Annotated in this window: 10 protein-coding genes; 2 read left to right on the top strand and 8 right to left on the bottom strand. The window is 64.1% G+C overall.

What is annotated here, in order from left to right; translation table 11 throughout:
* Positions 1 to 10 precede the first annotated feature (10 nt).
* Both ACTIFE_RS02055 and ACTIFE_RS02050 read right to left on the bottom strand, forming a co-directional pair.
* Positions 11 to 313, bottom strand: coding sequence for a type II toxin-antitoxin system RelB/DinJ family antitoxin (locus tag ACTIFE_RS02055; RefSeq protein WP_439527501.1), 303 nt, complete (start codon positions 311 to 313; stop codon positions 11 to 13).
* A 73-nt stretch (positions 314 to 386) separates the two neighbouring features.
* The gene (locus ACTIFE_RS02050; RefSeq protein ID WP_439527500.1) at positions 387 to 2258 is read right to left on the bottom strand and encodes an ABC-F family ATP-binding cassette domain-containing protein; all 1872 of its coding nucleotides are present in this window, start codon (positions 2256 to 2258) and stop codon (positions 387 to 389) included.
* A gap of 230 nt (positions 2259 to 2488) precedes the next feature.
* Here ACTIFE_RS02050 and ndk point away from each other — a divergent pair, with 230 nt between their 5' ends.
* On the top strand, positions 2489 to 2911 hold the full coding sequence (gene ndk, locus ACTIFE_RS02045) for a nucleoside-diphosphate kinase (protein WP_439527499.1): 423 nt from the start codon (positions 2489 to 2491) through the stop codon (positions 2909 to 2911).
* A gap of 404 nt (positions 2912 to 3315) precedes the next feature.
* Positions 3316 to 5418, top strand: coding sequence for a molybdopterin-dependent oxidoreductase (locus ACTIFE_RS02040; protein ID WP_439527498.1), 2103 nt, complete (start codon positions 3316 to 3318; stop codon positions 5416 to 5418).
* Between the two features lie 152 nt (positions 5419 to 5570).
* On the opposite strand, the gene ACTIFE_RS02035 is transcribed toward ACTIFE_RS02040, so the two are convergent.
* From ACTIFE_RS02035 to ACTIFE_RS02010, 6 genes are all read right to left on the bottom strand, one after another.
* Positions 5571 to 6473 (bottom strand): glycosyltransferase family 32 protein, encoded by a 903-nt coding sequence (locus ACTIFE_RS02035; protein ID WP_439527497.1) that lies wholly within the window; start codon positions 6471 to 6473, stop codon positions 5571 to 5573.
* A gap of 150 nt (positions 6474 to 6623) precedes the next feature.
* Positions 6624 to 7826, bottom strand: coding sequence for a molybdopterin molybdotransferase MoeA (locus tag ACTIFE_RS02030; RefSeq protein WP_439527496.1), 1203 nt, complete (start codon positions 7824 to 7826; stop codon positions 6624 to 6626).
* 22 nt (positions 7827 to 7848) lie between these two features.
* On the bottom strand, positions 7849 to 8355 hold the full coding sequence (moaC, locus tag ACTIFE_RS02025; protein ID WP_439527495.1) for a cyclic pyranopterin monophosphate synthase MoaC: 507 nt from the start codon (positions 8353 to 8355) through the stop codon (positions 7849 to 7851).
* Positions 8356 to 8358: 3 nt separating this feature from the next.
* The gene (gene trpC / locus ACTIFE_RS02020; RefSeq protein ID WP_439527494.1) at positions 8359 to 9165 is read right to left on the bottom strand and encodes an indole-3-glycerol phosphate synthase TrpC; all 807 of its coding nucleotides are present in this window, start codon (positions 9163 to 9165) and stop codon (positions 8359 to 8361) included.
* Between the two features lie 6 nt (positions 9166 to 9171).
* Positions 9172 to 10185, bottom strand: a complete 1014-nt coding sequence (gene trpD / locus ACTIFE_RS02015; protein ID WP_439527493.1) for an anthranilate phosphoribosyltransferase — start codon at positions 10183 to 10185, stop codon at positions 9172 to 9174.
* 49 nt (positions 10186 to 10234) lie between these two features.
* Positions 10235 to 12124: a SurA N-terminal domain-containing protein gene (locus ACTIFE_RS02010; RefSeq protein WP_439527492.1), complete on the bottom strand. Its 1890-nt coding sequence runs from the start codon at positions 12122 to 12124 to the stop codon at positions 10235 to 10237.
* Between the last annotated feature and the right edge of the window lie 140 nt (positions 12125 to 12264).

Here is a 12264-nt window from a genome sequence, read left to right as displayed (position 1 = left end):
GCAGAGCCCCTCAGATGCCGCTGTCAATTCGGCCGCGTGCAATCCGCCGGTCTGCCGCCGCCATGACATCCTCGTGCGACACGGGGGTTGAAAGGTCATTCAGCGCCTCGGCGACCTTGTCCCTGAACCAGGCGTCATGGGCTTCTGTGTCAAGCAACAGCCCCGGGGGCAGGACGCCGTCCTGAGCGATCCGGGTCACGAGGATCCGCACCGCATCCGACAGGGACAGCCCGGTGCCATCCAGTGCGGCTGCGGCACGTGCCTTCGTCTCGTCTTCGATCCGGACATGCAGCATGCCGGTCTTGGAGGTCATGAAAAGTCTCCTGGGCTGATAGCCGCGCATCTGGTCGTTGCCGACTGTATCTCAAACGCGATACGCCATCAATTCACCCTGCCTCCAGTTCAGATGACAGGGCCAGCCAGTCCTCCTCGGTGGACGTCAGCTTCTTTTCGCAGAAGGCGCGTTCCTTGGCGAATTTGGAGGCCCGTTCGGGATCACGGGTGAAGAAGTCAGGATCGGCCATCATGGCATCGATCTTGGCGATCTTGTCCTGAAGCCGGGCCATCTCGGCTTCTGCAGCTTCCAGTTTCTTGCGCAAGGGTGCGTTCTGGGCCCGCCTGACGGCCGCCTCGCGGCGCTTTTCCTGGGCGTTGGCGGCGCGGGCTTCTTCTTCGCGGGCCTTTCGGACGGCATCCGGGCCTTGCAGGATGTAGCGGCGGTAATCTTCCATGTCGCCGTCGAAGTTCTTCACGCCCCCGTCGGCCACGAGCCAGAGCTGATCGGCGCAGGCTTCCACCAGATGGCGGTCGTGCGAGATCAGCACCACGGCGCCCTCGAACTCGTTCAGGGCCTGGACGAGCGCTTCGCGGCTGTCGATGTCGAGGTGGTTGGTCGGCTCGTCGAGGATGATGAGATTGGGACCATCGAAGGTGGCAAGACCGAGCAACAGCCGGGCCTTCTCGCCGCCGGACAGGTCCTTCGCCGGCGTCTCCATGCGGTCTGTCGGCAGCCCGAACCGGGCAACCCGGGCGCGGACCTGCGCCTCCGCGGCCTGCGGCATCAGCGAACGGACATGGGCGACCGCGCTTTCGGCCGGGCGCAGCTCATCGAGCTGATGCTGGGCGAAGAAGGCGATCTTCAGCTTGGACGCGCGCGTGATCTCGCCGCCCTTCGGGGCAAGACGCTCGGAAATGAGCTTGGCGAAGGTGGACTTGCCGTTGCCGTTGGAGCCGAGCAAAGCGATGCGGTCATCGGTGTCGATGTTGAGGGTCAGGCGTGACAGGACAACGCGCTCGTCATAGCCGACCGAAACATTTTCCAGCTTCAGGATTGGCGGGGCGAGCCGGCCCTGGGGCGCGGGAAAATGGATCGGCTTGGCGCTTTCCTCGGTGAGCGGCACGATCGTGTCCATGCGCTCCAGCATCTTCAGGCGCGACTGGGCCTGGCGGGCCTTGGAGGCTTTGGCGCGGAAGCGGTCGACGAAGGCCTGCATGTGCTTGCGCTGCGTGTCCTGCTTTTCCTTGGCCTTCTGCTGCAGGATCATGGTCTCGCGCCGCTGCCGGTCGAAACTGTCATAGCCGCCGCGATAGAAGGTCAGCTTGCCACGGTCGAGATGGACGATGGAATCCACCGCCTTGTTGAGCAGTTCGCGGTCATGCGAAATGAGGAGAACCTGATGCGGATAACGGGCGATATAGGTCTCCAGCCACAGCGTGCCTTCCAGGTCGAGGTAGTTGGTCGGTTCATCAAGCAGCAGCAGGTCCGGCTCGGAAAACAGCACGGCGGCGAGGGCCACGCGCATGCGCCAGCCGCCAGAGAAGGCGGAACAGGGCCGGCGCTGTGCTTCGGCATCAAAACCCAGACCGAACAGGATCGAGGACGCGCGGGCCTCGGCCGTATGGGCGGAAATATCGGCAAGGCGCGTGTGGATGGCGGCGATGCGGTTCGGATCGGTGGCCGTGTCGGCTTCCGCCAGCAGGGCAGCGCGTTCTGTGTCGGCGGCCAGAACGACCTCGATCAGGCTTTGCTCCGTGCCCGGCGCTTCCTGGGCGACCTGGCCGATGCGGGATGATTTGGGAATGCTGATCGAGCCGGATTCCGACGTCAGGTCGCCGGTGATCAGCTTGAACAGCGTCGACTTTCCAGCGCCATTGCGCCCGACAAGACCGGTCTTGGTGCGGGCTGGGAGGATAACGCTTGCGCCGTCAATCAGAAGGCGGCCGGCGATGCGATAGGTGAGGTCATTGATTTGAAGCATGGGCGGATCTTTGGGGGAGCTTTGCAGCGTTTGCAAGCATCTCGCACAGGACTTTGGCTGTTCCCTGCACGGAGTTGCCAAGGTGTGGCGAGAAATCTCCACGGGCTCTTGCAGGGCGTGCTGGGCAAAGCTATAGGAACGCGCGAGTTTCCGGCCTGGGGCAATATGCTCGGGCCATAAGCTGCCCGCCGCTTTTCAAGCGGATTTGACACTTTCAGGAAAGATGACCCATGGCCATTGAACGCACCTTCTCCATGATCAAGCCGGATGCAACCAAGCGCAACCTGACCGGTGCCATCATCGCCAAGCTCGAGGAAGCTGGCCTGCGCGTCGTCGCTTCCAAGCGCGTCTGGATGAGCCAGCGCCAGGCTGAAGCCTTCTACGCCGTCCACAAGGACCGCCCGTTCTTCGGCGAACTGACCGAGTTCATGTCCTCCGGCCCGACCGTTGTCCAGGTTCTGGAAGGCGAAAACGCTGTTCTGAAGAACCGTGAAGTCATGGGCGCGACCAACCCGGCCAACGCCGAAGAAGGCACCATCCGCAAGCTGTTCGCCCTGTCGATCGGCGAAAACTCGGTTCACGGTTCGGATGCTCCGGAAACCGCTGCCGAAGAAATCGCGTTCTGGTTCGCCGGCAACGAGATCGTCGGCTGATCAACTGACCGTCACGCAGTGACAAGAGCCGGCTCCGCAAGGGGCCGGCTGAGGTTGATGACAAACCCTCTATCGTCATCCTGGACGCAGCGAAGCGGAGATCCGGGACCGGAGAGCCAAGGTCTCTTCGGGCTTAATTCATTGAATTATAGGGGCCTCGGCTCTCCGGTCCCGGCTCGGCGCTGCGCTTGGCCGGGATGACTTCGGTGAGGTCGAGGTTTGTCAGCAGTCTGAGCCGGCTCCGCGAGGGGCCGGCTTTTTTCATGTCCGGGAGAAGGGGCCAAACTGGCACCCCGATTTTGCGCGGGCTGTTGCTTGACTTCGCCAGCGCAAGGTCTGAAACCTCGATCAACGTCGCCTTATCGGAGCTTTCGTCCGCTCAGGCACCAGCCAGCGAGTGTTTCATGAACAAGCCCGCCACGATCACTGCCTTTTCCGCCTGCCCGCACGACTGTCCCTCGACCTGTGCGCTCGAGGTGGAGGTGACGGCGGAGGGGCGGATCGGCCGTTTGCGCGGGGCGCCGGACAATGACTACACGGCCGGCGTCATCTGCGCCAAGGTGGCCCGCTACACCGAGCGGCTCTATCATCCCGACAGGCTGACCCAGCCGCTCCGGCGCGTTGGATCCAAGGGCGAGGGGCGCTTCGAGCCGATCTCCTGGGACGCGGCGCTCGATCTCATTGCCGAGAAGTTCCTCGAGGCCGAGGCCCGCTTTGGTGCCGAGACCATCTGGCCCTATCACTATGCCGGGACCATGGGCCTGGTGCAGCGCGACGCCATCCATCGGTTCCGCCACGCCAAGGGTACCTCGCGCCAGTTCGACAGTTTCTGCACCAACATGGCCTGGACCGGCTATGTCGCCGGCACGGGGCGGCTGTCGGGGCCCGATCCGCGCGAGATCGCCCGCGCCGACCAGGTGGTCATCTGGGGCACCAATGCGGTGGCGACGCAGGTCAACGTCATGACCCACGCGATTGCCGCCCGCAAGCAGCGCGGCGCGCGGATCATCGTCGTCGATGTCTATCGCACCGAAACGATGAAGCAGGCGGATGTGGGCGTGATCGTCAAGCCTGGCAGCGACGCGGCGCTCGCCTGTGCCATCATGCATGTGCTCTTCCGTGATGGTCTTGCCGACCGGGCGTATCTCGCCCGCTACACCGATTGCCCGGACGCCCTCGAGGCGCATCTGGCGAGCCGTACGCCGGAATGGGCAGAGACCATTTGCGGCGTCCCGGCGGCAGATATCGTCAGCCTTGCCCACATGATCGGCCACGTGAAGAAGACCTTCTTCCGCCTCGGCTACGGCTTCACCCGCACGCGCAACGGCGCTGTGTCCATGCATGCGGCCGCCAGCATCGCTGCGGTAACCGGCTGCTGGCAATATGAGGGCGGCGGCGCTTTCCACAACAACGGCGCGATCTACCAGCTCAACAAGGCGATGGTGGAGGCCCCGGAGCTGAAGACGGCAACGCGCCTCCTCGACCAGAGCCTCGTCGGCCGGGTGTTGACCGGCGATCGCACGGCGCTGGCCGGAGGCCCGCCGGTGACGGCCATGCTGATCCAGAACACCAATCCGGTCTCCGTCGCCCCCGAACAGCGCAAGGTGGTCGCCGGCTTTGCCCGCGAGGATCTCTTCACCGTCGTGCATGAGCAGTTCATGACGGATACCGCGCGCCATGCCGACATCGTGCTGCCGGCGACGCAGTTCCTCGAGCATGACGACATCTACAAGGGCGGCGGCCACCAGTATCTGATCTTCGGTCCGAAGCTGACCGAGGCGCCGGGTGAGGCGCGCGAGAACCTGTTCGTCATCAACCAACTGGCCCGCCGGCTCGGGGCGAAGGACCATCCCGGCTTCCACATGAGCGCGCGCGAGCATGTCGACTGGATGCTGGTCAACTCCGGCTATGGCACGCTCGCCGACCTGGAGGCCGGCCGCTGGAAGGACATGCAGCCCGGCTTCGAGCAGGCGCATTTTCTCACCGGCTTCGGCCATGCGGACGGCAAGTTCCATTTCCGCGTCGACTGGGCTGAGACGCTGGCCCCCAACCGGCCCGAGGACGGCAAGGCGCTCGGACCAGTGGCCACCATGCCGGAACTGCCCGACTACTGGGATGCGGTCGAGCGGGCCGATGTCGAACACCCGTTCCGCCTCGTGACGGCACCGGCACGCTCGTTCCTTAACTCCACTTTCTCCGAGACACCTGGCTCGGTGAAGAAGGAAGGCGGACGGCCCGAAGTCTGGCTGACGGCGATGGATGCCGCACAGGCCGGCGTGGCCGACGGCGACAAGGTGGTGATGGGCAATGCGCGGGGCGAGGTCGTGCTGCATGCCCGGGTGATCGAGGGGCTGGTGCAGGGGACGGTGATCTCCGAAGGGTTGTGGCCCAACTCCGCCTTCGAGACAGGGTGCGGGATCAATACATTGACCGGTGCCGATCCGGTCGCTCCTTATGGCGGTGCTGCGTACCATGACACGGCGGTGTGGATCCGGAAGGCGATCTGATTTTATGTCATAAGAAATGATCTTATTTCATTCGAAATAAAGTCCATGGAAATGAAATGAAGGGTCAGGTGCCAGCCTGCCCAATTTCCCAGCCTGCCCAGTCTCCCTGCCTCCCGGTCTCCCAGCCTGCCCGGTCTCCCCGCCTGCAGGTGCTAGGCGAACTGCAGTTGGGCGGGCGGGGGGCTGTTGGCGAAACTGTCGGAACCTGTCTCAGGCAGGATCAGGATCGGCTGGTTCCGGCTCTGGAAATAGGGCGGCTGGCGCAGGTAGCGGACTTCCGAGCCAGGCAGATTGGTTTCTGCCGCGCCGCCGTAGTTTTCACCGACGATGCAAAGGGACGTTGCCAGGGCTGGATCAGCCTTCAGGCAATCCCGCACGGCTTTGGTAAAGACGCCGGGTCCGGTCAATTGCAGGATTGCCGACTTCGGATTGTGGAACACCCGGTTGGCATAGGTGTCTGCATAGTCGCAGATGCAGTCGATCGTGCGCTTCAGGAACGGATGCCCGGCTGCAAAGCCGAAGGACCACTGGATGATGTTCTGCCCCGGATGCGGGAAGAAGCCGAGGATCTCCCGGTCCGGCAGGATGTTGCATTCACTCAGTTCATGCGAAAGCATTGCGGTTGCATGTGCAGGGTGAAGGGCGCGGATCGGCCGGGTGACCGCCTTGTTGATGTCGAAGTAATACCCGCCCCTGTCATGCAGCAGACAGTAGCGGAAGATGTCGGCGCGCATCGGGCCGAACTGGGCCCCTTTGTAGATCCGGTAAGCCGGATGCTGGCCCCAGGTCGCGGCCATGTAGTCATCCCGCGCCTTGCGATCCATCAGGATGAAGCACAGATCGGGATTGTTGGCCCTGAAGGCTTGCAGGGCAGCCAGATGACGCTTGCCGAACAGGTTCTCTTCCCAGGTCTGGTAGACGACCGGTGGGATCGCCGTTCCGGGCACTTCTCGGATGACGGCATTTTCGACGGTTTCCAGTGGGGAGAGTGGATAGTCGAACAGGCGGGCGCGGATGTTCTTTGTCCGCTTCAGAAAGGATCTTTTTAATCTCATACTCAAACAATAAAATAACGTTGCGGTATATTGTGCGCGTGTCCACGCAGTCTACCATTGTGGTGTCAAGTGACGGCGCGCCGCAAGATCTATAGACTTTGCGCTGTGACCGGAATATGGCGTTAGAATATTTCCGGTTGAAAACTGCGCTTATACTACTAAAACGTCAACCGTCCCACCGGCCGCGCAAGCCGGCGCATGTGGCGGGCGGATGATAAGGGCTCCGGACGCCGCCAGAAGGCCGAGCATGGAACTGTCCTGCCGGTCGAACGGCGTTACCTGTCTTGTGCCATCAGGCAAGGTCATGAGGCGGGCACGCAGATAGTCCTGGCGCCGGTCATTTGCCGGGAGCGGGGCGGTCAGCGTTGCTGTGGTCGTGCCCAGAGCCGGAGTGCGACCCGTCAGGGCCATCAACAGCGGGCGCAGGAACAGGAGCGCGCAGACGAGGCTGGAGACCGGGTTTCCGGGAAGGCCCAGAACCTTGGTCCGGCCGAGGTGACCGGCCATCAGCGGCTTGCCCGGCCGCATGGCGATCTTCCAGAACGCAAGGTCCATGCCCTCGCCGCCCAGTACGGACTGGACCAGATCGTGATCGCCGACGGAAGCGCCGCCGAGAGTGACGAGAACGTCCGCCTGCGCTGCAAGGCCTTCGCGGACTTTCAGCGCGATGGCGGCGGGATCGTCAGCCGCAATACCGAGGTCAAGTGGAACACCGCCGCAATCCTCGACGAGTGCCGCGACGCCGCAGTGGTTGGAAGCGATGATCTGGTCGGGTCCGGGTGTGCAGCCCGGCGGCACCAGCTCGTCGCCAGTGGCGATGATCGCCACCAGGGGCTTGCGCCAGACAGGCAAGTCGGCGTGGTTCATGGCCGCAGCCAGCGCCAGGGCCTTGTAATCGAGGCTCTCGCCAGCGCGCAGAAGAACTTCGCCTTCCCGGAAGTCGAGCCCCGCCGGGCGCACGAACTGGCCTGGCTGCACCGGTTCCTGGACCGTCAGCCGGTCGCCGGTTCTCACGGCATTTTCTTGGATCAGGATTGCGTCCGCCCCGGCAGGCACCGGGGCACCTGTGAAAATGCGCACAGCCTCGCCGTAGCCTACGTTCCCGGCGAAGTGATGGCCGGCCGGTGCCTCGCCGATGATGGCGAGTGCCACCCCCGCAGACGCGGCATCGGCGGCACGCAGCGCATATCCGTCCATGGCAGAGGCGGGGAAGGGCGGCTGGGTGCGCCGTGCGGCAAGGCTCTCGGCCAGCACACGGCCATTGGCCGCCTTGAGCGGCACCTGCTCGCGGCCAAGCGGTTCAACACCAGCTAGGAGTTTGGCTCTGGCGTCCTCGACCGGCATCAGGCTCATGGCAGTGGGTCCTTGCGCGGGCTCAGGCGTCAGGCGCGGTGTCGGCCGCACGCCAGTCGCCGGACCGGCCGCCGCTTTTCTCAAGCAACCGGATGTTGCCGATCACCATACCCCGGTCAACGGCCTTGGCCATGTCGTAGATCGTCAGGCAGGCGACGGAGCAGGCGGTGAGCGCTTCCATCTCGACGCCGGTCTGGCCGGTGACGCGAACGGAGGCGGTGACGATCAGGCCGGGCAGGGCAGGGTCCGGTTCGATGTCGACGGTGACCTTTGTGATCAACAGTGGATGGCAGAGCGGGATCAGCTCATGCGTGCGCTTGGCGGCCATGATGCCGGCAAGGCGCGCCGTGCCGATGACGTCGCCCTTCTTGGCGTTGCCGTCGAGAATCAGTTGCAGGGTTTCCGGCGCCATGCGGACCCCGCCCTGAACCAGGGCTTCGCGCCGCGTCACGGCTTTGTCGGCAACGTCCACCATGTTGGCAGTGCCGCTGGCATCGAGATGGGTCAGGTGATCCTGGTCTCCGGCCATTGGTCAGGCGGCCTCGTCGCTGCGGGCAAGAAGCGCTCGCGTGGCGCTGGCTACGTCGTCCTGCCGCATCAGGCTCTCGCCGATGAGGAAAGTGGAGATCCGAGCCGTCTGCATCCGGGCGAGATCTGCCGGGGTGAACAGGCCCGATTCGCCGACAATAATCCGGTCGTTCGGGATCCTCGGGGCAAGCCGTTCGCTGGTCTCCAGAGAAACCTCGAAGGTCTTGAGGTTGCGGTTGTTGATTCCCATCAGCGGCGAGGCAAGCTTCAGCGCCCGTTCCAGCTCCGCCTCGTCATGGACCTCAAGCAGCACATCCATGCCGAGATCGAGGGCGGCGTCCTCAAGATCCTTCGCCAGCGCGTCATCGACGGCGGCCAGAATGATCAGGATGCAGTCACCGCCCCAGGCGCGCGCTTCGGCAACCTGATAGGTGTCGTAGAGAAAATCCTTGCGCAAGGCCGGCAGCGACACGGCGGTTCGGGCTGCGGTCAGGAACTCCGGCTTGCCCTGGAAGGACGGTGTATCGGTCAGAACGGACAGACAGGCCGCCCCGCCAGCCTCATAGGCACGGGCCAGCGCAGGAGGATCGAAGTCGGCCCGAATCAGACCCTTGGAGGGACTGGCCTTCTTGATCTCTGCGATCAGGGCGAAATCGCAAGCAGCATGTTTTGCCCGGATCGCATTGGCGAAGCCGCGTGGGGCAGACTGGGCCTTTGCCGCCGCCATCACCTCACTAAGGGGGCGGGCCGCCTTGGCGGCTGCGATTTCCTCGCGCTTGTAGGCTTCGATGCGGGTCAGAATATCGGCCATGATGTTTTATCCGTTGGAGACGGCAACGAGCCGCTCGAGCCGGTCGAGTGCGTCGCCGCTGTCGATCGAGCGGGCTGCCAGCGCCACGCCTTCGGGCAAGGTCGCGACCTTGCCGGCGATGATAAGCGAGGCAGCCGCATTGATCAGCACAACATCGCGGTAGGGGTTTTTCGCACCCGTGAGCACGGCGCGCAACGCGGCGGCGTTCTCTTCCGGCGTGCCACCCTTCAGGTCCTCGAAGCGCGCGGTCGGCAGGCCGGCATCGGCCGGGGTGATGGTGAAGCTGCGGACCACGCCGTCCTTCAGCTCGGCCACCTCAGTCGGGCCTGTGGTGGTGATCTCGTCCATGCCATCGGAGCCATGCACGATCCAGACATGCTCGGAGCCGAGGTTCTTCAGCACATGGGCGATTGGCTCGACCCAGCGGCCATCGAAGACGCCCGTCATCTGGCGCTTCACGCCGGCCGGATTGGAGAGGGGGCCGAGCAGGTTGAAGATGGTGCGGGTGCCAAGCTCTATGCGCGTCGGGCCGACATGTTTCATGGCCGCATGATGCAGCGGGGCAAACATGAAGCCGATGCCGGCTTCAGCGACGCAGGCCGAAATTCGCTCCGGACCGATGTCGATGTTGACGCCAAGCTGGGCCAGAGCTTCCGAAGAACCCGATTTCGACGACAGCGAGCGGTTGCCGTGCTTGGCGACCTTCACGCCGCAGCCCGCCACAACGAGGGCGGCGCAGGTGGAGATATTGTAGCTTCCAGTCGCGTCGCCGCCGGTGCCGACGATGTCGATGGCATCGGCGGGGGCTGAGACCGGGAGCATGCGGGCGCGCATGGATGCGACCGCCCCGGTGACCTCGTCGATGGTTTCACCGCGCAGCCTGAGGCCCATGAGAAACCCGCCGAGCTGCGACGGCGTGGCTTCGCCCGACAGGATGATGTCGAAGGCAGCGCGGGCGTCCTCGCGGGCAAGCGGCTCCCCCTCGGCGATCCTGGCGATATAGGCCTTGAAATTGCTCATGGGATGTCTCTTCGCGGGGGAGCGCGACGCGCTGCCGTTGCATGGCGGGTTACTGGGTCTGGCTGGTTCCGATGACCTGAGCGATCCCGGCCTGGTTGATCTCGACGCCCTTGTCCTTTTCAACCTGCGAAACCAGCTGGTTCAGGAGCGAATCCTGCAGCTGCCGCGTGATCTGTTCGTCGATCGGCTTGATTTCCTCGGCTTCAATGAAGAAGGCCGGGGTCGCAATGCTGTCGACAACGAGAACCACCCGGTTGCCACCGGTTCCGGCGGTTTCCACCACGGTGCCGACGGGGCCGGCAAAGGCTTCACTTGCGGCCGTCGCAGGAAGGTCTGCGGAGGCAAGATTGCGCTTCAAGGCCGGGTCCGTCTTGATTTCGAGACCGAGTTCCGCGGCAACCGCGTCCAGTGTCTCGCCCTTGCGCAGACGCTCTGCCGTGGCGAGGGACAGGTCCACGAGCTTTTTCTCGCGTTCGGCCGCAAGCCAGGCGTCTACGACAGCCGGGCGAACTTCCGAGAGGTCGCGGTCGCGCGCAGGCGTCACGCTGGCCACCTCGAACCACAGATAGCCACGCTGACCGGAAGCCAGAACGTCGTTCTCCACGCCGACGTCGCTGGCAAAGGCCTCAGCAAGCAAGTCGCCGGTGCCGGGCAGGGTCAGGGCATTGCCGCTTGCGTCCTTGCCGGTGCTGTCGACAGCAGCAATCGTGGTTGGGGTGAGATTGAACCGGGTGCCGATCTCGGCAAGCGTGGTACCGCCGGCGCGGGCATCCTCGATCTCGTCATGCAGGTCCATGACGTCTTCTTCTGCGGCTGCGAGTGCCAGCGATGCCTTGATCTCGTCCCGAACGTCCTCGAACGGCCGGGTCGCCGCCGGCGAAATCTCGGCAACGTCGAGAATCACCGTGCTGAAACGCCCCTTGACCGGCTGCGGAACGATGCCCTGCGCGGCGGAGAAAGCCGCCTCGGCAATGGCCGGATCGAGGAACTTGTCCCGCGCGAGCAGGCCAAGATCGACATCGGTCTCCTTGAGGTTGCGCGCGGCCATCAGGTCGGCGAACGTTTTGCCGGCGGCCAGATCTGCCGCCGCCGTTTCCGCTTCAGCCGGATCGGTGAAGGGGATCTGCCGGACGCGCCGGCGCTCTTCGGTGCGGTACCGGTTGATCGTGCGCTCATACTCGGCGCGCGCGGCCTCGTCCGTGATCGTTTCGGCCTTGGCCATGGTCTCGGGAGTCAATTCCAGAACGGTCAGGGCACGCAGTTCCGGAGCCCGGAAGTCAGACTTGCGTTCGTCATAGAACGCGGTGAGGGCGGCTTCATCCGGATCAGCCAGAACGCCGACACTCTGCGGCGTGAGAACCAGATAGCGCGCGCTGCGGCTTTCATTCTGATAGGCATTGACGGCTTCGAGCATGGTCTTCGGCGCGCTCATGCCTCCGGAAATGCCTTCCGCGATCTGCATGCGCTGGAACGTGAGCTGTTGGTCAGTCACGAACTGCTCCTCGCGGATGCCGTTGCTGCGCAGCAGTTCCAGCAGCAGGTTGCGGTCGTATTTGCCGCCGCGCTGAAAGGCCGGATTGGCCTGAATCGCCTTGGCCAGTTCCTCTTTCGAGAGACCGATGTTCATGGCCTTGGCTTCGTCGTTCATTGCGGCATCGGCGATGAGACGGCCCAGCACCTGTTGCGGAATGCCGAACTGCGCGCCTTCGGTCGTCGACAGCGGACGTCCGATCTGGCGGCCGATCCGGTCGAGTTCCTGGCGATAGCTCCGTTCGAAGTCGATCAGGGATACTTCGGCATTGCCGACCTTGGCAGCGGTCGTCGTCTGGAAGCCACGGAAAACGTCCGCGATGCCCCAGGCTGCAAAGCTGAGGACGAGGAGGACGAGGAAAATCTTGGCAACCCAGGTGCCGGCGCCCTTGCGCAGCGCGTCGAGCATGTTGTCTCCACTGGTCAATATGCATGCGGCCTGGCGTTGCCGCCGGGCGATTACCCCTGCATAGCCCGTTGAACGGCAGCGGACAATAGGGGCGAGGGACAAGCCGTCACCGCAGCAGCCCTTGCGCTTTCTTCCGCGCC

The sequence above is a fragment of the Pannonibacter sp. genome (assembly GCF_051860505.1).
In the GTDB taxonomy this organism is placed as follows: domain Bacteria; phylum Pseudomonadota; class Alphaproteobacteria; order Rhizobiales; family Stappiaceae; genus Pannonibacter.
Note: the sequence above shows the minus strand (reverse complement) of the source record. Positions and strands in the feature narration are given on the sequence as shown.